This is a genomic window from Streptosporangium subroseum, assembly GCF_900188345.1.
Taxonomy (GTDB): Bacteria; Actinomycetota; Actinomycetes; order Streptosporangiales; family Streptosporangiaceae; genus Streptosporangium; species Streptosporangium subroseum.
In genome coordinates, this window is record NZ_FZOD01000069.1 from 1 (window position 1) to 19,655 (window position 19,655).

Consider the following 19,655-nt stretch of genomic DNA (forward strand, 5'->3'; position numbering starts at 1 on the left):
TTCTACTACCACGACGACAACGGCTGGCACAACCGCCGCTTCTCCACCGGCGGCCACCGCGAGTGGAAGTTCAGCTTCAGCGACAAGAACGGCTTCGACGGCTTCCGCGCCCGCATCGGCGAAGGCCGCTCCGGCGCCTTCGACTGGGGCAACTACTACCGTCATTCCTTCTAAAACACCCCGGTGACGCGGCCACGTCTCCGACGCGTGGCCGCGTCCTGACCCAAGAACGGCTCCGGCCGGCAGAGACGATCAGCGGTCCAGCTGACACCTCTGCCGGCCGGAGCCATTTCCCCAGACGCGGTGGGTGGTGATCGAGCGCCCCTGCTCTGTCGACCGGCGGGTCTGGCCCAAGGGCTCGCGGGACCTGAGCCTGACTAGGGGTGAGCGATGACGGCGTATCTCTCGTCGTGAATCGGGCGGCCCCACAGGTCAGGGTCGGTGAGCGGCTCGGTGCGCAGGTCCGCGGTGAGTGGCCGCAGAGCCTGGAGGAGACGTTCGGCGGTCACCCCGCCGAACCAGGGCAGGGGTCCGGACTCGGCGGCATAGGGATGATCGTCTGTGGGGGTCTGCCAGCGTCCTTCGACGAGAACCAGTCGCCCACCTGGACGCAGAAGGCCTATCCAGCGGCGAAGGGCGCCTTCGGGATCCGGCAGGGTCCACAGCAGATGCCGGACGAGGATCACGTCGAAGGAATGCCCGGCCTCCGCCGGTGGATCGCTCGCGTCGCCCGTCATCACCGGGCTGTCGAAGCCCGCCGCGGTGAGCTTGCGGCGGGCCTGCTCGACCATCAGCGGGGACAGATCCACTCCGACCGGCCGGTGTCCCTGCTCGGCGAGCAGCAGCGCCAGGGAGCCGGTGCCGCAGCCCAGATCCAAAACGTCCGCCGGCGGCCGGGGCATCCACGAGCGCAGCCGCTCTCCCCATGCGCGTCTGGCCTGGGGATCGCGAAGGCCGTGGTCGACTTCGTCGTCGAAGGAAGCGGCGGCGGCATCCCAGTAGGACGAGATTGATGCGGTATCCGATTCTGACATGAGGTGGATCGTGTCAGCCGGCACTGACAAGAAGCGTCCTCGACCGGCTTCCGCCAGGGTTGTTTTGTAGTCGTTTGTAACACTTGAGGGTCTCGGACCACTTCCTCGTGTCAGAACAAAACACCCGGGACGAAGGGGGCGGGCGGTGACGGACGACTCTCAGCGGTTCACCACCATGTATGACGAGTGCCGGCAGCGAGTGTGGGCCTACGTGGTCAGCCAAGCGGGCCGGCAGGTCGCGGACGAGGTGGTGAGCGAGACGTTCGCGATCGCCTGGCGGCGGTTCGACGACGTGCCGGACCCCGCATTGCCGTGGCTGCTCGGCGTCGCCCGCAACGTGCTGCGCGACAACATTCGCGCCGAGATCAGACGCGAGTCGCTCGCCGGCGAACTACGCGCCTGGACGGAAGAGGACCATGCCGAGCAGGTGGCCGAGAGATTGGCCGTTCTCAAGGCGATGACCTCCCTGACCCAGGACGAGCGGGAGCTTCTGATCCTCGTGGCCTGGCAGGGGCTCACCCCGCGCGACGCGGCCCGGGTCGTCGGATGTTCCCCGACGGCCTTCCGCGTGCGGCTGCACCGCGCCCGCAAGCGGCTTGTCCAGGCAATGAAGGCGGCACCGACGGCCCCGTCCCAGTCCCGAGTGCGCAACCTCAGTGAGGAGTGGTCATGAACCCGATGGATCAACTGCGAGCGGCGCGCCCGGCCCACCTCGACACCCCGGTGAGCGAGAGCACCCGGGCCGCCGAGCTTTCTCGCGCGATGTCGCAGGCCAGGCCGGTACGGCGCTGGAAGATCGCCAAGCCGGTGTGGGGTCTGGGCCTGGCCGGTGCGGCGGCGGCGGTCACCGCCGTCGCCGTCGCGGTCACCACGACCGGTGGTACGACGCCGTCGCCGACGGCGGTGGCCGTCCCGTCCGCCACGCGGAGCACGCAGAGCACACAGCCGGTCCTCCGGCTCTCGGCCAAGCAGGTCCTTCTCGTCGCGGCCGAGTCGTCGCTGAAGGCCCGGGAGGAGAGCGGAGCGTACTGGTATGTCGAGGGGGTGAGCGGCAGCGCCGACCAGGTGGGCACCGCGGTGCGTTACCTGGTGCACAGCACGGGCAGCCATCGGCTCTGGGTGGCTCGTTCGCCGAAGGGTGAGAGCTGGTTCGTCGACCAGAACCTGGGCACCAAGCCCGCCCCCGGCGCGGAGGACGCCTGGAAGCAGGACGGCTCGCCGAAGAAGTGGACGGTCGACATGCTGAAGCCGGGCGCCGAGGGCTCGACCAAGGTCAGCCGGACGATCGAGGCCAAGGCGGGCAAGCCGTTCGGCAACCCGATCAACATCGGCGACAAGGTCTTCGATCTGGCCGGGCGGAACGTTTCGGTGGCCGAGCTCCAGTCGCTGCCCACGACCGCGGACGCCCTGAAGAAGCGGCTGCTGAAGGGCTACGCCGGCCACGGCACCGAGTCGAACGCCCCGCAGGACGCGGATGCCTGGCTCTACCAGGTCACCTCGGGGCTGCTGAGCGAGATGCCGGTGAAGCCCGCCGTACGGGCCGCGGCCTACCAGGTGCTCGCCGGGCTGGACGGTGTGCGGTCGCTGGGTGAGGTCACCGACCCGCTGGGCCGTAAGGGCCAGGGCATCGCGCGGACCGAGAAGTGGGTCACCGGCACGTTCGAGCGTCAGCTCCTCGTCGACCCGGAGACCGGGGTCCTGCTGACCGACCAGATCGTGGCCGTCCACGGGATCGAGACGTACGCCTGGGCGAAGCCCGGCACCACCATCTTCTGGACGTCGACCACCGAAGCCTCGTGGACCGACAAGAAGCCCGTCAAGCCGGAGTAGACCGGGACGAGGGATGAGGTCCGCCTCACCGCTTCCCCCGGCGGGGCGGACCGTGAATCCAACCAACTACACCTTGGACGTCGCCGCCCGCGCAAACGGTTCCCCACCCCCGGGACCACCGCGCGGGACCTCGGCCCAAGAGCGGCGTCGGTCATGCTCCGGGCCGCCGGGGTAGATGAAGAGGTTCAGGTTCAGCAGTCGCGGGGTGACGCTCAATCCCGGCTCCGTTCTCGGGGTTCTCGGGGTTCTCGGGGTTCTCCGGTCACGCCGAGCGCGCCGAGCAGGTGTGCGCGGATCTCGGCGAACCTGGGGTCCGCGGAGTTTCTGGGGGTGTCGACGTCGATGAGTTGTTCGGCCGCGATCCGCCCGCCGTCGAGCACGAGCACGCGGTCGGCGAGCACGATCGCCTCGTCGACGTCGTGGGTGACCAGCAGCACCGCCGGCCGGTGCCGGTCGCACAGGCTGCGGAGCAACGCGTGCATCCGGATGCGGGTGAGGGCGTCGAGAGCTCCGAAGGGCTCGTCGGCGAGGAGGAGCTCGGGTTCTCGAACCAGGGATCTGGCCAGTGCGACGCGCTGCTGCTCGCCGCCGGAAAGCTGGTTCGGCCACGCCCGCTCGCGTCCGGCGAGGCCCACCTCGGCGAGGCTTTCGCGGCCCTGTTCCGCCGCGCCGGGCCCGGTGAGCCCGAGGATGACGTTGTCGTGAACCCGCAGCCAGGGAAGCAGCCGCGAGTCCTGGAAGACGACGGAGACCGCACCGGGCACGTCGATGAGTCCGGTGCCCGCCACCTCTCCGTCGAGACCGGCCAGCGCGCGCAGCAGCGTGCTCTTCCCCGACCCGCTCTGCCCGAGCAGCGCGACGAACTCGCCCGCGCGGATCTCGAGGTCCAGGCTGTCCAGGATGGTCCGGTCGTCATAGGAACGCGTCAGCTCGGCGATCCGTACGGCCGGCGCGACGGTGGTCAGTCCGCCAGGGTGCGTCGCCATGAAAGCGCCCTCCTCTCGATGAGGCGGACCGCGCCGTCGGAGAGCAGGCCGAGCAGGCCGTACAGGACGAGACCGACGATGATGATGTCGGTCTGACCGTAGGTGCGCGCCAGCTCCATCATGTAGCCGATGCCGCTGGTGGAGTTGATCTGCTCGACGACCACGAGGAACAGCCACCCGGTCGTGACCGCGAACCGCATCCCGAGCAGGAACCCGGGCAGCGCGCCCGGCAGCACGACCCGGCGGATGAACGCCCGGCGGCTGAGCCTGACCGTCTCCGCCAGTTCGACGTATCTGCTGTCGATGCCGCGCAGCCCGTTGTGCGTGTGGATGTAGATGGGGACGAAGACGCCGAGGGTGATCGTGGAGACCTTCATGACCTCGCCGATGCCGAGCCAGAGGATCAGCAGTGGCATCAGGGCCAGCGCCGGGATCGCCCGCTTGATCTGGACGGGCCCGTCGATGACGGCCTCGCCCCAGCGGCTGAGTCCGGAGACGAGTGCCAGGGCGGTGCCGAGCACCACCCCGAACCCGAGGCCGAGCGCGACCCGCTGCACCGAGGTCAGAAGGTTGGCCTGGAGCCGCCCGCTCTCGATCAGCTCGCCGGTGGTGGTCACCACGGTCCACGGTGCCGACAGGACCCGTTCGTCCAGCAGGCCCGTCGCCGAGCCGGCCGTCCATACGGTGAGCAGCAGGAGCGGTCCGATCGTGGGGCCGAAGCGGATCGGCCGGCCCGGGCCCAGTCTGCGCCGGGTTCGCAGGGACGACCGCGCGGGCGCGGAGGAGGTGCTGTCGGTCCGGGTGCCGACGGTGGCGACCATTGTCAAGCACCTCCCTTCACGGCGTTCGCGCCGAGGGACTCGTAGCGCAGGTCGTAGAGGTCCCCCGCCTTCAGCACCGGGTTGCCGGTCTCGGCCGCCAGCAGCTCGATGGTCTCCTGGTGCCGGGCGATGGCCTCCGACCAGTCGGCGGGGATGTCCGGCTCACCGGCCTGGTCGACCAGATACCGGCCGTCCTCGGGGGTCAGGCCCTGATCCTTGACGTAGTAGCCCTCGATCCACTCCTGGGGATGCTCGTACACCCACCTGGCGGCGCGCGCCCAGGCCTGGACGTATTCGGCGATGGCCGCCGCCTTCGCCGGGTCCTGCAGGGTGGAGGTCCGTGCGTAGAGATGACTGGGATCGTCGCGGATGCCGTGCGGGATGGTGGTGGCGCCGTCCCGGCCGTACTTGACGGGGTAGCGCTTGTTGTTGACCCCGCCGAGCGGGGCGACGTCGACCTGCTTGCTGGCCAGCGCGTTGACGTAGACATCGCCGGTGCTGGGCAGCTCGACCAGGGTCACGTCGTTCTTGGTCAGCCCGGCCTTCTTCAGCACCCGCAGCATGAGCGCGCCCTGGGCCTGGCCCGGACTGTAGGCGATCTTCTTGCCGCGCAGGTCGGCGAGGGTCTTCACACCCGCGCCGGGGGCGATTCCCAGCTCGTAGGTGGGATGGTTGATCGGGTCCTTGCGGAACTTGGATGCGACGATCTTCACGGGCAGGCCGGTCCAGGTCGCGTGGATCGCCGGGATCTCGGCCACCGCTCCGATGTCGAGCGCGTCGGCGCGGAATGCCTCGGTGGTCTGCGGGCCGCCGCTGATGTTGGCCCACTCGATGTCGAAGGAGAACTTGTCGATCTGGCCGGAGAGGGTGAGCGCGACCTTGACGGCCGGATCGCCGACGATGAGCTTGGTGCCCTTGGGCACCTGGGCCGGCAGCGGCGCGTCGGCCGCGAGGGCCGACACGGTCTTGTCGTCGCCGGCGCATGCGGACAGCGAGGTCAATCCGGTGAGCAGCGCGACGGCGACGAGGGCGGATCGCCGGATGGTTCGGCGGGGGGATGGGTCGGAGGACATGTGATGGTCCTTCGCTGTCAGTGGTTCGTACGCTCGCGCGCCGTCCTGGTCGCGCGGCGGGGGGACGGGCTGACGGAGTCGCTCAGAAAGGAGGTCGCTAGGAGGGGAGGCGGCGACACTGGGCGCTGGCGACGCGGCAGAGATCGATGTGCACCCGCCGGATCAGGTGCGTGCCTTGGCCTGTCTGGCTCCCCTGGCTCCTCATGGTCACGACGCTAGGCGCGACGGGATCGTATTGCAATACTCCCTACTGGTTTTACATGAAATACCCGAACGTGTCGCAGGCCTCCGTGGGCCCGGCGCCGGAAGCCGTCCGCGAGTCGCGGAGCGGATGCCGTGTCAAGCCAGGCGTGTACGGCCCCGCGCGTTCGGCGGGACGGTTCCGTGACCGCCGTCGCGGGGGAAATCAGGGTGCCCGGATGGGAAACCGGCGGGTACGCTGCGCGAGGACCTTTGGAGGGGAATCGCGGTGGCGCACGTTGAGGTTGGTCATCTGACGTATGTATTGCCGGATGGACGGCCGTTGCTGAACGACGTGTCCTTCCGGATCGGCGAAGGGGTCAAGGCGGCGCTCGTCGGGCCGAACGGGGCGGGCAAGACGACGCTGATGCGGTTGATTGCGGGCGACCTGCAGCCGGTCGAGGGCAGCGTCGCCAGCTCCGGTGGCCTGGGGATCATGCGGCAGTTCATCGGGAGCATCCGTGACGAGCGGACCGTGCACGACCTGCTGGTGAGCGTCGCCCCGCAGCGTGTACGGCAGGCGGCCGAGCGGCTCGACGCCGCCGAGCTCGTGATGATGGAGCGCGAGGACGAGAAGGCCCAGATGCGCTACGCGCAGGCCATCACGGACTACAGCGACGCGGGCGGCTACGACATCGAGGTGCTCTGGGACACCTGCACGATGGCCGCGCTCGGCATCCCGTACGACGACTGCAAATACCGCGAGGTCAACACCCTGTCGGGCGGTGAGCAGAAGCGGCTGGTGCTGGAGGCGCTGCTGCGGGGCCCCGACCAGACGCTGCTGCTGGACGAGCCGGACAACTATCTGGACGTGCCGGGCAAGCTCTGGCTGGAGCAGGTGCTCCGCGAGACGCCCAAGACGGTGGTGCTGGTCAGCCACGACCGGCAGCTCCTGGCCAACGCGGCCGACCGGATCGTCACCGTCGAGTCCGGAAACATCTGGGTCCACGGCGGGGGTTTCCGCACCTACGCCCAGGCCCGCAAGGACCGCAACGAACGCCTCGACGAGCTCAAGAAACGCTGGGACGAGGAGCACGCGAAGATCAAGCGGCTGGTCCTCATGCTCAAGCAGAAGGCCAAATACATGGACACCATGGCCGCCGCCTACCATTCGGCCCAGACACGGCTGCGCAGGTTCGAGGAGGCGGGACCGCCCGAGGCGGCGCCGAAGGACCAGTTCATCAGCATGAGGCTCAAGGGCGGCCGGACCGCCAAGCGGGCGGTGATCTGCGAGGGGCTGGAGCTCACCGGCCTGATGAAGCCGTTCGACCTGGAGATCTGGTACGGCGAGCGGGTCGCGGTGCTGGGCTCCAACGGATCGGGCAAGTCGCACTTCCTCCGCCTGATCGCCGGGGGCGAGGTCAGGCACACCGGCGTGGCCAGGCTCGGCGCCCGGGTCGTGCCCGGCCACTTCGCGCAGACCCACGCTCATCCCGAGCTCCTCGGCCGGACGCCCGTCGAGATCGTCATGAGCGAGCACGCCCGGCTGAAGAACGAGGCGATGAAGGTGCTGTCCCGATACGAGCTGGCCGGGACCATCGCCGAGCAGCGCTTCGAGACGCTGTCCGGCGGGCAGCAGGCGCGGCTGCAGATCCTGCTGCTGGAGCTGTCGGGGACCACGTTGCTGCTGCTGGACGAGCCGACCGACAACCTCGACCTGGCCAGCGCCGAAGCGCTGCAGGAGGGGCTGAACGCTTTCGACGGGACCGTGGTCGCGGTCACCCACGACCGCTGGTTCGCAGATGACTTCGATCGTTACCTGGTCTTCGGTTCCGATGGAAAGGTGTACGAAGCACCCGAACCGGTATGGGATGAGGCCAGGGTGGTCCGTCAGCGCTAAAAAGTTCGCCCGGACTGAGCGTGTCCGCGAGGTCGCGGGGTGATTACGGGTTATGACGGCTAGGTGACGTACAGTACCCGAATCGTCAGTGCCCTCGCGGTCCTCGCCGCCCTTGCCCTCGCCGGATGCTCCGATGACGACAAGCAGGCCGTCGCCGCGCTCAAACCGCTCGCGGTCAAGGAACAGGCCTCGTCCATCGTCAAGGGCGACGAGGGGTATGTGGTGAACTGGGCCGGAGTGCTCGCCAACCGTAACCCCTGGCACTTTGGCGAGCACACGGTGGCCACGGTGGTCGCGAAGGACGCCGCGGGCAAGGAGGTCGTCCGGCTGGAGCAGCCGCTGGACGCCGTGCCGCCCGCCGACTCGCTCTCCTTCAGCGGCCAGGTGGTCGCCGCCGAGAAGCCCACCACCGTGAGCATTCAGTATCGCCCGGCGCAGTGGCATCAGGCGGGCCGGATCGTCTCGTCCTTCCTGCACTTCCCGGTCTCCGACGTGCTGACCGACAACAAGGACGGCAGCTACCTGATCACCGGATACGTCGGCACGCCCTACCGGCGGCCGGCCGAGAGTCTGGCGGTCACCGCACTCCTGCGGGACAAGGCGGGCAAGCTTCTCGGCGGGGGAAGCACGTTCGTGGAGGACGTCCGGCCCGGGGAGAAGCGGCGCTTCATCCTGCAGATCAAGAGCGTCCCGGACACCAGCAAGATCGCCACGGCGGAGGTGACCGCGCGCACCTGGGGATCGAGCAGCCGTCCCTACGAGGAACTGGCCAAGGGCGGTGTCGCTCCCATGCACATCGTCAAGCCGACCACGGCGCCGTTCGTCAAGGACAGGGGCAGGACGACGCTCACCGGTGACAGCCGTCCGTGACCGTGGCGCATGCCGTACGGCGAGGCGGGGCCGGTGTGTCTCGTCCCGGAAGGACCGGCGGTCCTCGATCGCCGTTGAGGTTGTCGAGGGTCCTGCCGGTCTCGCTGATCATGCTGCTGTCGCCGGGCTGCGGCCGCATCATGGTCACGCAGAGTGACGGGGCGTCGCAGATGCCCAGCGTCACGGTGATGTCGATTCCCTCGCCGTCGGCCTCGGTGACGCTCGCCCCCACGCCGGTCCCGAGCGGCAACCTGCCGCCCAGGCGGCCGGTGGCGGACACTGCCTTTGTCCGGCCCGGAACTCCGCTCTCCGGTGATCTCGACCGGAGGCCGCCGCGCACCATTGATTCGGGCAAATAACTGTTTATCCATATTTTTGAGTGCAAGCCGTACGGCATTTTTTGCAGATCATTCTGACGCGACGAAGATAATTGATGTCACTATATGGAAACGACTGGAACTTTTAGTTACTAATCATTTACCTTCTGTCACATGAATGACAGTGTCCTGGTCGAAGCCTTGCGTGCACGCGATCCGGGTGCCCTCGCCGCGCTTTACGACACGTATGCCGAGAGCATCTACAGATACTGCTGGTCAATGGTGGGCACTCCAGACGCCGCCCAGGTGGCGCTCCGCGACACTCTGATCGCGGCCGAGGCCCATATTCGAGAGCTTGCCGATCCCGATCGGCTGGAGGTGTGGCTGTACGCACTCGCTCGGGGGGAGTGCGTACGGCGCAACCTCACCATGGGCATCGATCCGATGGTCGCGGGCCCGGTGCTCGCCGGCGCCGATGACGCCGATCTGCGCGTCATGGCCTGGAACGCCACCCAGAGCCTTTCGCCCAAGGATCGGGAGGTCCTCGAGCTGACCTGCCGGCACGGCCTGACCGTCACCGACCTCGCCGCAGTACTGAGAGTCACGGTGAAGACCGCCGGCGCGCTGTACGAACTGGCTCGGGAGCGGCTGCGTGACGTGGTCACCGCCGAGGTCCTCGTCCGCAAGGGGCCGTACGACTGCGTGAGCCGGGCCCAGATGTCGACCGGCTTCTCCGGCGAGCTCACCTCGGAGACGCGCGAGCGGGTGATCCGCCACGTGAACCGCTGTGACATCTGCGCGCCGCACCGGGTCAGGCAGGTCTCCGCCGGCAAGGTCTTCGAGCTGCTGCCCGTGGTCGCGCTGCCGAAGACGTTGCGCGTGCGGGTGATGAGCTGCTTCGTCGATCCCGAGCTCGTCCCCTACCGTCGCTACGTCGCCCGCAGGGTCGGCCTTCTTGACGCCGCCGGGTTTCCCGCCGACGGGATTCGCCGGAAGTATCGCCGGCCTTATGCGATGGCCGGTGCGGCGGCTGCGGTCGCTGCGGTCGCCGCCATCGCGATGATCTTTCCCTACCTTGCGGGCAGGCCTGGCGAGGTGATCGTCGGCATCGCCTCGGGCACGCCGTCGGCCGCGGTGGAACCACCGGGCATCCGTCTGCCGTGGGATCCCGAGCCCAACGAGACCCCCATGACGCTGGAGCCGATCGACGAGAGGGTTTCCGCCTATCCGGTCGGCTCCGTCGGGGCGAGGGGGCCGATGACCGCCACCAGGCCCGTCTTCGAGATCGACCGGAGCACCCCCGCAGGTTCCGGCCCGGCCGACCGGCCGTCCGTGAACCCTCCCCGGCCCACCGGCAAGCCGGACGACTCTCCCCGGCCCACCGGCAAGCCGGACGGCGGACCGGTCAGACCGGGCGGCAGGCCGGACGCGCCGGTGGTGACACCCGTGGAGCCGCCCAGGCCCAATGGTCCGGACAGTCCGGTCTGGCCGACGTTGCCGGGACCCTCCCGGACGGGTTCGCCGGACAGGCACCACCAGCCGCGTGACCATCAGGGACACAGGTCGGCCCCCCACCGCTGCGTGAGCACTCCCAAGCCGTCGAACCCGCACTCCGGGCCGTCGAATCCGCGCGCCTGGGGCTCGCATCCGCATCGCAGGGGTTCAAAACCGGTCTCGACCGCTCCCCGGCCGGTTCCGGCGGACCCGGCCCCGAGGAGTCCGAGGAACCCGGCTCCGAAGAACCCAGGCCCGCGGACCGAAACCCCGAAGAACCCGACCCCGAAGAACCCGACCCCGAGAAGCGAAACCCCGAAGAACCCGACCCCGAGGAACGACGCCCCGAGGAGTGAGACCCCGAAGAACCCGGTCCCGAGGAACGACGCCCCGAGGAATCCGGCCCCGGCGAATCCGAACCCTCGCTCGCACGAGAGGCCGAAGCCGAACGCTCCCGACCCCGCCCCGGCGAACCCGAACCCGCAGCCTCCCACCCGCTCCGACCCGCCCGCCTCACCGGGCCGGCCGACGACCGCGCCAACCGAGCAGCCGTCCTCGGCCTCCGGCCCGGAGCCGATGGCCTGACGGAAAGCCTCGCGGTGCCTATCCCCAAAATTACGTTACGTGTGCTACATGTGTGCGGAGAGTGACTGAGGGGAATTCTGAGTAGACCGGTTGCCCGCATTAACCCCCAGCGGACCGCATCAATACGTATTGATATGCGGCGCTGCATAGCGGTGTGCGGCAATACGGGAATTCGGGGGGTAAACGCATGCATTTCACTGTTAAAGGGCGTCGTCGCGCGCTTGCCAGAAGGCGTCGTCGTGTCGCGGTGGTCGCCGGCCTGGGCCTGTCCTGCTGCCTAATCGCCGGTGCGGGTGTTCCGGCCGACATCGTGCTGCGCGGAAGGCCCGGCCCATCGGCCGACGAGGTCGCCGAAGCCAGGTCCGAGGCCCGTGAGCGGAGCAAGCAGCTGAGCACGACCACGGTCATGCTCGCCGAGGCACAGGCGAACCTCGAAGGACTGGTCGCCGAGGCTGAGAAGCTCATCGAGGCCTACAACGGCGAGCGGGTCAAGACCGTCAACGCGCAGAAGCTCTTCGAGCAGGCGAGCAAGCGGGCCACCGACGCCGGGGCACAGGTGGAGGAGTCCCGCGAAGCGGTGGCCGCGATCACCGCCCAGAGCTACGGCGGATTGGATCTCGCCCAGCCGATGATGGCCATGATGGCCGACCTCGGCGGCTCCATGGACCAGAACTACCTGCATCGGGCCAGCATCCTGGCCCACATGGGCGGCGGCCACGCCGAGATGCTCAAGCAGCTACGCGACTCGCAGGAGGTCTTCGCCATCCTCCAGGGCCAGGCCGAGGAGGCCTACGCCGACCAGCGGGAGGCCGAGGAGCGGGCGGCGGCGGCGAAGAAGGCGGCCGAGGAGGCCGTGGCCAGACAGCTCGCGGCGACCCACCGGATCAAGCAGGAGCAGGCGCTGCTGGCGCGGCAGGCGGACGAGGCACGCAGCACCGCCGACCGGCTCGCAAGGGAGCGGGCGGCGGAGGTCGAGAGGGCCAGGCTCGCCAGAGAGCGCGCCGCGCAGGAAAGGCGCCAGGCCGCGGCGGTGGTGCGTGAGACGGCGCGGATGGGTGCGTCCGCGGGGGTGTCGGCGCTGGGCACGGCGTCGTCCAGGGGAGACATCGCCGCCGACTGGGCGCTCGGCCAGCTCAACAAGCCGTACGTGTGGGCGGCCGCCGGCCCCGACACCTTCGACTGTTCCGGCCTGACCATGCGGGCGTGGGAGCAGGTCGGGATCACGCTGGACCACTGGACCGGCACCCAGTGGACCGCGGGCCCGCACGTGCCGACCAGCCAGCTCAGCCGGGGCGACCTGCTCTTCTTCGGCCGGATCACGCAGAATCCCGGTGACATCCACCATGTGGGGATCTACGTCGGCAAGGGGCTGATGGTGCATGCTCCGCAGACGGGTGACGTGGTTCGGGTCGCACCGATGTGGCGCAGCGATTTTGTCGGTGCGACCCGCCCCGCCTGACGGCTAGTGCTTGTTGTACTCCTGGTCCTGGGCGCGCTTGATGGAGCGCACGATCTCCTCTTCGGCCTCGACCCGGCCGACCCAGTTGGCGCCCTCGACGGACTTGCCGGGCTCCAGATCCTTGTAGACCTCGAAGAAGTGCTGGATCTCCAGGCGGTCGAACTCCGGGACGTGATGGATGTCGCGGATGTGCTCATGCCGGGGGTCGGTGGCGGGAACGCAGAGGACCTTGTCGTCTCCGCCCTTCTCATCGGTCATGCGGAACATGCCGACGGTGCGGCACTTGATGAGACAGCCGGGGAAGGTCGGCTCCTGGAGTAGTACCAGGGCGTCGAGGGGGTCGCCGTCCTCGCCGAGGGTGTTCTCGATGAAGCCGTAGTCGGCGGGGTACTGCGTGGAGGTGAAGAGCATCCGATCGAGCCGGATCCGTCCTGACTCGTGGTCCACCTCGTACTTGTTCCGTTGCCCTTTGGGAATCTCAACGAGAACGTCGAACTCCACCGCGGTTCCTCCGCTCAAGCCCCCGGGTGCACCCGGTTGGGCGTTAATGTCTCGTAGGCGTTAATAACACCTGTTTGGATAACGATGATGAGAGGTTGGCGGCAAATGTGGCGTGAGCGGTGGGTGGCCCTGGTCACTCTCGTCCTGCTGCAACTGGTCGCCGTCACGGCCGGGTTCTACCTGCTCACCAGCAACGAGCTGATACCGCAGAAGTCCAAACCGGTCGCTTCGGCTAAGCCGTCTCCCATTCCGATCATCACCGCAGGTCCGGTGCTGGCCGCACGGGGGAACGGACCTCTCCCTGCCAAGGGTACTTTGGCTGGACGGCTGACCGAGGCGCTGGGGGACCCCGCGCTGGGCGACCGCGTCGGAGCCGTGGTCCTCGACGCCGAGACGGGCGCCACGCTGTTCGACAGCGGCGCCCGCGTGGGAATCACCCCCGCCTCCACCACCAAGCTCGTCACCGCGGTCGCCTCGCTGGCCTCCCTGGGACCCGACGCCAGACTGAGCACCCGCGTGGTGCGCGGCTCCTCGCCCAACTCGATCATCCTGGTCGGCGGCGGCGACCCCACCCTGGCGGGTCCCAGGTCGTCGGGGGATCCTCTCTACTACCCCAGGCCGACCTCGCTGGCCTCCCTCGCCGGGCTCACGGCCAAGGCGCTCAAGGCCGCGGGGGTCACCAAGGTGACGGTGGCCTACGACGACTCCCTCTACACCGGACCGCGCACCGCCTCGACCTGGAAGCCCAACTACGTACCCGAGGGCAGCGTCGCCCCCGTCACGGCGCTCATGGTCGACGAGGGCAGGGTCTCTCCGGGCAGCCACCAGCGGGTCTCCGACCCCTCCCGGGTGGCGCACGGGGCGTTCGTGTCGCAGCTGTCGAAGTACGGGATCACGGTCTCCCAGTCCGACAGGCGGTCCAAGGCCCCGGCGGGCGCCCAGGAGATCGCCCGGGTCGACTCCCCGCCGGTCTACGCCCTGGTCGAGCGCGCCCTGACGCTCAGCGACAACGACCTCAGCGAGGCCCTGGCCAGGCAGGTCGCCCTCAAGGAGGGCAAGCCCGCCTCCTTCGAGGGCGCCGTGGCGGCCGTTCACCAGGTGCTGACCCGGATCGGTGCGGACGAGGGCGTGCAGATCTTCGACGGCTGCGGGCTGTCCCCCAAGAACCGCATCACCCCGGCGGGACTGGCCCGCCTGGTCGCGACGGCGGCCTCCCCGCGCAACCCCGGCCTCCACCCGATCATCAGCGGCATGCCCGTCGCCGGGTTCAGCGGCACCATCGGGCACCGGTTCGGCAAAAGTCACTCCGTCTACGGTCTGATCCGCGCCAAGACGGGAACTCTGGACGGAGTCAACACCCTGGCGGGCGTGACCACCACGAGAGAAGGCCGTCTGGTGACCTTCGCGTTCATGGCGGACGACGTCCCACCCGGCTGGGGCAAGGCGGAGGCGGCTCTCGACAGGCTTGCCGCGACCGTCGCCGCCGGGTGATTGCCGGTCCGATGCGCGCGACTCGGAAGGAGACCACGTACGGTGGACGGTATGCAGGTGATCGACTGGGATCTTGCCGTAGCGACCGGAACGCGCCTGGTGCGCCCCGGACCGCAAGTGAGCCGAGAGGAGGCCCGGCAGGCGGTCGCGGATTTGCGACGCCTCTCCCGTGTGGCCGAAGGGCACGTCCGTGAGTTCACCCGAATCGATACCGAGACCGCGCCGCAGCCCGCGACCATCGTCGACAGACCAGGCTGGATCAAGGCCAACGTCGACGGTTTCCGGGTGGTGCTGGAGCCGCTGACCACGCGGATGGCGGAGCGCAGGGACCAGACGCCGGCGATCGTGAGCGCCGTGGGATCGCGCGTCACCGGGGTCGAGGTCGGCGCGGTGCTGGCCTTCCTGGCCTCCCGCGTCCTCGGGCAGTACGAGCTCTTCCTTCCGCCCGACCCGTCGGGTAAGGAGGCCGCCGGCCGCCTCACCCTGGTCGCGCCCAACATCGTGAACGCCGAACACGAGCTCAACGTCAACCCCCAGGACTTCCGCCTCTGGGTCTGCCTCCACGAGGAGACCCACCGGGTGCAGTTCACCGGGGTCCCCTGGCTGCGGGAGTATGTCCGCTCCCAGATGACCGAGTTCCTTCTCGCCTCCGACATCGACCTGCCCACGCTCCTCGGCCGGCTCCGATCGGCCGCCGACGCGGTCGCCGAGGTCGTCAAGGGCGGCGACGGCAACCTGATCGACGCCATCCAGACGCCCGAGCAGAAGGTGATCCTCGACCGGCTCACCGCGGTGATGACCCTCGTCGAGGGCCACGGCGACTACGTCATGGACGCGGTCGGGCCGTCGGTGGTCCCCTCGGTCGCCGACATTCGCGCCAAGTTCCACCACCGGCGCGAGGGCGGCTCCCGCCTCGACCGCATGATCCGCAAGCTGCTCGGCGTCGATCTCAAGATGAAGCAGTACGCCGAGGGCTCCGCCTTCGTCCGCACGGTCGTCGACCGCGCGGGAATGGACGGCTTCAACAAGGTCTGGACCTCCCCGGAGACCCTTCCGGACCAGGAGGAGATCAAGCATCCCGAGCGCTGGATCGCCAGAGTGATCGGCGCACCGGCTCTTCCGGAGGCCAGCGGCACCACCGGCTGACCCTCTTTTCCGGAGGCCGGCGACGCCACGGACCGGCTCGGCCGCCGACGGTGGAAGGCGCCGTCGGCCGGTCCGAGGCCGGACAATGGCGGGATGGGTCCGCATCCCGCAGTCGCCGACGTCCGCCGCGCCGTACGACACGCACTGGGTGACCTGGAATCGGGTGACCTGGTGCTGGTCGCGTGCAGCGGCGGCGCCGACTCCCTGGCGCTGGCCGCCGCACTGGGTTTCACGGCGCCCCGGATGAATCTCCGGGCGGGGCTGCTGACCGTGGATCACGGCCTTCAGGCCGGATCCCCCGAGCGGGCCGACGATGTCATACGGCTCGCGCCCGGTCTGGAGCTCGGCCTCGCGGAGGCGTTGCCCGTTTCGGTCGGCACCGCGGGAGGGCCCGAGGCGGCGGCCAGGGAGGCCAGATACGCGGCGCTGTCCGAGGCGTCCGCGCGGCTCGGGGCGGTGGCCGTGCTCCTCGGGCACACCAGGGACGACCAGGCGGAGACGGTGCTGCTCCGGCTGACCAGGGGGAGCGGCACGCGCTCGCTGGCGGGGATGCCCGCGCGGGCGGGAATCTACCGGCGGCCGCTGCTGGAGCTCGGCCGCGAGACGACCGCGGCGGCGTGCGCGGCGCTCGGTCTGGTCCCGTGGGACGACCCGCACAATCTCGACATCCGCTACACCCGCGTCCGGGTCCGCGAGCGGCTGCTGCCGGTCCTGGAGGACGAGCTCGGCCCCGGGATCGCCGAGGCGCTCGCCAGGACCGCGACCCTGTGCCGGGACGACGCGGACGCCCTCGACGCCTGGGCCGACTCCGCCTATCTCCGGGCGATCGTCCGGGATTGCGCTCTTAGCGATATCGAGGCGGTCGTGGTGACGGTGGCGGAGCTGGAGGACCTCCCCGCCGCCGTGCGGCGGCGGGTGTTGCGGCGGGCGGCGATCGAGGCGGGAGCGCCGCCGGGAACGCTCGCGGCCTCGCACATCTTTCAGGTCGACCGCCTGGTGACCTCGTGGAGGGGGCAGCGGAGGGTGGAGGTCCCCGGGGGGGTTGGAGCGGTCCGCCGGTGTGGCACCCTGATATTCGCCAGGCAGTGACGAACATCCAGCCCCGTCTCGTAAGGAAATCCCAGGTGGACGCAGCCGACATGGGCAAGGACCTCTCGCGGGTCCTCATCCCCGAGGAAGAGCTCCAGATCAAGATAAAGGAGCTCGCGAGCCGGATCGACGAGGACTACGCGGGCAAGGATTTGCTGCTCGTGGGCGTGCTCAAGGGCGCGGTCATGGTCATGGCGGATCTGGCGAGGGCGTTGCACGTGCCGGTCGAGATGGACTGGATGGCCGTGTCGTCCTACGGCGCGGGCACCAAGACCTCGGGCGTCGTGCGCGTGCTGAAGGACCTTGACACCGACATCGCCGGACGCCACGTGCTGGTCGTGGAAGACATCATCGATTCCGGTCTGACTTTGTCGTGGTTGGTGCACAACCTTAAGTCGCGCAATCCCGCCTCCGTGGAGATTTGCACCGCGCTGCGCAAGCCGGACGCGATCAAGGTGCCGATCGATGTGAAGTATGTCGGTTTTGACATTCCCAACGAGTTCGTGATCGGTTACGGGCTTGACTACGCAGAGCGATATCGCAATCTTCCCTTCATTGGAACTCTCGCCCCGCACGTATATGGAGCGGGCTGAAAAGTACGCCCTGCGCGAAGCGCGCCTTTCGCGAACGCGACATTGCCCATAGCGGCGGGGAACACTGGCCTACCTGACGTACGTTGGTAGGGCAAAGCCGGTGCTGTTCGAGCAGTTACCCTGCACGGCGCACCGGTGTACCTTCGGACACCGAAGGGATGGCTTTTCGTCATCTCTGGGTAGTCAGTTGGAGCGGTTAGGGATACCGCGAACCCCGGGGTCGCCCGGGGTTGCCAGGCCATGGTCAGGAAGGGACGGGCCCGCCGGGGTTCCGCATCGGATGGATCTCAAGCGATTTACACGTGGGCCACTGCTGTGGATCCTGGGCATCGTTGTGCTGCTCCTGCTTGTCACCACTCTGTGGAGTGGCGACAGTAACTTCGAGAAGGCCGATACCTCCAAGGTCATCAGCTGGATCGACACAGGTCAGGTTGCCAACGCCAAGATCATCGACAAGGACCAGCGCATCGAGGTCACTCTGACCAACAAGAAGCGCTACTACTCCTCGTGGGTGACCGGCCAGGGCGTCCAGCTCGCAGACCAGCTAGAGGCCGCTTCCAAGAGCGGCAAACTCACCGGTGGCTACACCGTCGACGTGCCGAAGGAGAACTTCCTCGTCGGCCTTCTGGTGAGCTTCCTGCCGATCGTCATCATCGTGCTGATCTTCTTGTTCATCATGAACCAGATGCAGGGCGGCGGTTCCCGCGTGATGAGCTTCGGCAAGTCGAAGGCCAAACTCATCACCAAGGACACCCCGAAGACCACCTTCGCCGACGTCGCCGGTGCGGACGAGGCCATCGAGGAGCTGGAGGAGATCAAGGACTTCCTCCAGGCCCCGGCCAAGTTCCAGGCGATCGGCGCCAAGATCCCCAAGGGCGTCCTGCTGTATGGCCCGCCCGGAACCGGCAAGACCCTGCTCGCCAGGGCCGTCGCCGGTGAGGCCGGCGTGCCGTTCTACTCCATCTCCGGTTCTGACTTCGTCGAGATGTTCGTCGGTGTCGGCGCCTCGCGAGTCCGCGACCTGTTCGAGCAGGCCAAGACGAACGCTCCGGCGATCATCTTCATCGACGAGATCGACGCGGTGGGCCGTCACCGCGGCGCCGGTCTCGGTGGCGGTCACGACGAGCGCGAGCAGACGCTGAACCAGCTCCTCGTCGAGATGGACGGCTTCGATGTCAAGGGCGGCGTGATCCTGATCGCCGCGACCAACCGGCCCGACATCCTGGACCCGGCACTGCTGCGTCCCGGTCGTTTCGACCGCCAGGTCACCGTCGACCGTCCCGACCTGGAGGGCCGCAAGGGCATCCTCAAGGTGCACGGCCGCGGTAAGCCGTTCGCCGAGGGTGTCGAACTCGACATCATCGCCCGCCGGACGCCCGGTTTCACCGGTGCCGACCTGGCCAACGTGATCAACGAGGCCGCTCTGCTCACCGCGCGGAACGACCAGAAGCTGATCACGATGGAGCTCCTCGAGGAGTCCATCGACCGCGTGATGGCCGGTCCCGAGCGCAAGTCCCGCGTCATGTCGGACCAGGAAAAGAAGATCATCGCGTACCACGAGGGCGGTCACGCCCTGGTCGCGCACGCGCTGCCCAACTCCGACCCGGTCCACAAGATCACGATCCTGTCCCGCGGTCGCGCCCTCGGTTACACGATGACGCTTCCGATGGAGGACAAGTTCCTCGCGACCCGCTCGGAGATGCTGGACCAGCTCGCGATGCTGCTGGGTGGCCGTACGGCGGAGGAGCTCGTGTTCCACGAGCCCACCACCGGCGCCTCCAACGACATCGAGAAGGCCACCTCCATCGCCCGCCGCATGGTCACCGAATACGGCATGAGCGAGCAGCTCGGCGCCCGCAAGTTCGGCAGCGGCAACGCCGAGGTCTTCCTCGGCCGTGAGATGGGTCACGAGCGCGACTACTCGGAGAAGGTCGCCTCCACGATCGACGAGGAGGTGCGCCGCCTCATCGAGTCGGGCCACGACCAGGCCTGGGAGATCCTCGTCGAATACCGCGACGTGCTCGACAACCTGGTTCTCGAGCTCATGGAGAAGGAGACGCTCTCCCGCGAGCAGGTGATGCAGATCTTCGCCCCGGTCGTCATCAAGGAGAAGCGCCCCTCCTACTCCGGCTACGGCAAGCGGCTCCCCTCGGACCGCCCGCCGATCCTCACCCCGAAGGAGCAGTCGGGCAACGGCTCGCTCCCCGCGGGTGAGCCGACCGGAAACGGTGCGCTTCCCGCGGGTGCCGGTCACCAGGACTCCGTCCCCAGGGACGGAAACTGAGC

The 19,655-nt window shown here is 68.5% G+C and carries 18 protein-coding genes; 11 read left to right on the forward strand and 7 right to left on the reverse strand.

What is annotated here, in order from left to right:
• Positions 1 to 377: 377 nt before the first annotated feature.
• Positions 378 to 1,034, reverse strand: coding sequence for a class I SAM-dependent methyltransferase (locus CHC08_RS39735; RefSeq protein ID WP_089212557.1), 657 nt, complete (start codon positions 1,032 to 1,034; stop codon positions 378 to 380).
• A 145-nt stretch (positions 1,035 to 1,179) separates the two neighbouring features.
• On the opposite strand from CHC08_RS39735, the gene CHC08_RS39740 reads away from it, so the two are divergent.
• Together CHC08_RS39740 and CHC08_RS39745 are read left to right on the forward strand one after the other, a co-directional pair.
• The gene (locus CHC08_RS39740) at positions 1,180 to 1,707 is read left to right on the forward strand and encodes an RNA polymerase sigma factor (RefSeq protein ID WP_245878854.1); all 528 of its coding nucleotides are present in this window, start codon (positions 1,180 to 1,182) and stop codon (positions 1,705 to 1,707) included.
• A complete protein-coding gene (locus tag CHC08_RS39745; RefSeq protein ID WP_089212558.1) occupies positions 1,704 to 2,864 on the forward strand; it encodes a CU044_5270 family protein in 1,161 nt (386 codons plus the stop codon). Before CHC08_RS39740 ends, CHC08_RS39745 begins: the two co-directional genes overlap by 4 nt.
• Positions 2,865 to 3,076: 212 nt before the next feature.
• Here the strand turns inward: CHC08_RS39745 and CHC08_RS39750 are convergent, their stop codons facing one another.
• The 4 genes from CHC08_RS39750 to CHC08_RS53090 all read right to left on the reverse strand — a co-directional run bounded on the left by CHC08_RS39750 (position 3,077) and on the right by CHC08_RS53090 (position 5,949).
• Positions 3,077 to 3,850 carry an ABC transporter ATP-binding protein gene (locus tag CHC08_RS39750; protein ID WP_089212559.1) on the reverse strand — a complete coding sequence of 258 codons (774 nt, stop codon included), beginning with the start codon at positions 3,848 to 3,850 and terminating at the stop codon, positions 3,077 to 3,079.
• Positions 3,826 to 4,671 (reverse strand): ABC transporter permease, encoded by an 846-nt coding sequence (locus tag CHC08_RS39755; RefSeq protein ID WP_089212560.1) that lies wholly within the window; start codon positions 4,669 to 4,671, stop codon positions 3,826 to 3,828. Before CHC08_RS39755 ends, CHC08_RS39750 begins: the two co-directional genes overlap by 25 nt.
• 2 nt (positions 4,672 to 4,673) lie before the next feature.
• Positions 4,674 to 5,744: an ABC transporter substrate-binding protein gene (locus CHC08_RS39760; RefSeq protein WP_089212561.1), complete on the reverse strand. Its 1,071-nt coding sequence runs from the start codon at positions 5,742 to 5,744 to the stop codon at positions 4,674 to 4,676.
• A 97-nt stretch (positions 5,745 to 5,841) separates the two neighbouring features.
• Positions 5,842 to 5,949, reverse strand: coding sequence for a putative leader peptide (locus tag CHC08_RS53090; protein WP_420823608.1), 108 nt, complete (start codon positions 5,947 to 5,949; stop codon positions 5,842 to 5,844).
• Positions 5,950 to 6,213: 264 nt separating this feature from the next.
• Between CHC08_RS53090 and CHC08_RS39765 the strand changes: the two genes are divergently transcribed.
• Together CHC08_RS39765 and CHC08_RS39770 are read left to right on the forward strand one after the other, a co-directional pair.
• Positions 6,214 to 7,824, forward strand: a complete 1,611-nt coding sequence (locus CHC08_RS39765) for an ABC-F family ATP-binding cassette domain-containing protein (protein WP_089212562.1) — start codon at positions 6,214 to 6,216, stop codon at positions 7,822 to 7,824.
• Positions 7,825 to 7,887: 63 nt separating this feature from the next.
• Positions 7,888 to 8,694 carry an FxLYD domain-containing protein gene (locus tag CHC08_RS39770; RefSeq protein WP_089212563.1) on the forward strand — a complete coding sequence of 269 codons (807 nt, stop codon included), beginning with the start codon at positions 7,888 to 7,890 and terminating at the stop codon, positions 8,692 to 8,694.
• Here the strand turns inward: CHC08_RS39770 and CHC08_RS39775 are convergent.
• On the reverse strand, positions 8,672 to 8,974 hold the full coding sequence (locus CHC08_RS39775; RefSeq protein ID WP_089212564.1) for a hypothetical protein: 303 nt from the start codon (positions 8,972 to 8,974) through the stop codon (positions 8,672 to 8,674). The two genes, CHC08_RS39770 and CHC08_RS39775, sit on opposite strands and share 23 nt — an antisense overlap.
• A 211-nt stretch (positions 8,975 to 9,185) precedes the next feature.
• Between CHC08_RS39775 and CHC08_RS39780 the strand changes: the two genes are divergently transcribed.
• Both CHC08_RS39780 and CHC08_RS52625 read left to right on the forward strand, forming a co-directional pair.
• Positions 9,186 to 11,090, forward strand: coding sequence for an RNA polymerase sigma factor (locus CHC08_RS39780; protein ID WP_089212565.1), 1,905 nt, complete (start codon positions 9,186 to 9,188; stop codon positions 11,088 to 11,090).
• Between the two features lie 247 nt (positions 11,091 to 11,337).
• The gene (locus CHC08_RS52625) at positions 11,338 to 12,549 is read left to right on the forward strand and encodes a C40 family peptidase (protein ID WP_275937240.1); all 1,212 of its coding nucleotides are present in this window, start codon (positions 11,338 to 11,340) and stop codon (positions 12,547 to 12,549) included.
• Positions 12,550 to 12,552: 3 nt separating this feature from the next.
• Here CHC08_RS52625 and CHC08_RS39790 read toward each other — a convergent pair whose 3' ends face one another.
• Positions 12,553 to 13,050 carry an inorganic diphosphatase gene (locus CHC08_RS39790; RefSeq protein ID WP_089212566.1) on the reverse strand — a complete coding sequence of 166 codons (498 nt, stop codon included), beginning with the start codon at positions 13,048 to 13,050 and terminating at the stop codon, positions 12,553 to 12,555.
• 105 nt (positions 13,051 to 13,155) lie between these two features.
• Here CHC08_RS39790 and dacB point away from each other — a divergent pair, with 105 nt between their 5' ends.
• The 5 genes from dacB (at position 13,156) to ftsH (ending at position 19,653) form a co-directional block, all read left to right on the forward strand.
• Positions 13,156 to 14,541, forward strand: coding sequence for a D-alanyl-D-alanine carboxypeptidase/D-alanyl-D-alanine endopeptidase (gene dacB, locus CHC08_RS39795; protein WP_089212567.1), 1,386 nt, complete (start codon positions 13,156 to 13,158; stop codon positions 14,539 to 14,541).
• Positions 14,542 to 14,592: 51 nt separating this feature from the next.
• The gene (locus tag CHC08_RS39800) at positions 14,593 to 15,687 is read left to right on the forward strand and encodes a zinc-dependent metalloprotease (RefSeq protein WP_179282489.1); all 1,095 of its coding nucleotides are present in this window, start codon (positions 14,593 to 14,595) and stop codon (positions 15,685 to 15,687) included.
• 93 nt (positions 15,688 to 15,780) lie between these two features.
• Positions 15,781 to 16,776 (forward strand): tRNA lysidine(34) synthetase TilS, encoded by a 996-nt coding sequence (gene tilS / locus CHC08_RS39805; RefSeq protein ID WP_089212568.1) that lies wholly within the window; start codon positions 15,781 to 15,783, stop codon positions 16,774 to 16,776.
• A 35-nt stretch (positions 16,777 to 16,811) separates the two neighbouring features.
• Positions 16,812 to 17,369: a hypoxanthine phosphoribosyltransferase gene (hpt, locus tag CHC08_RS39810; protein WP_218825710.1), complete on the forward strand. Its 558-nt coding sequence runs from the start codon at positions 16,812 to 16,814 to the stop codon at positions 17,367 to 17,369.
• 280 nt (positions 17,370 to 17,649) lie between these two features.
• Positions 17,650 to 19,653: an ATP-dependent zinc metalloprotease FtsH gene (gene ftsH, locus CHC08_RS39815; RefSeq protein WP_089212570.1), complete on the forward strand. Its 2,004-nt coding sequence runs from the start codon at positions 17,650 to 17,652 to the stop codon at positions 19,651 to 19,653.
• The last annotated feature ends 2 nt before the right edge of the window (positions 19,654 to 19,655 follow it).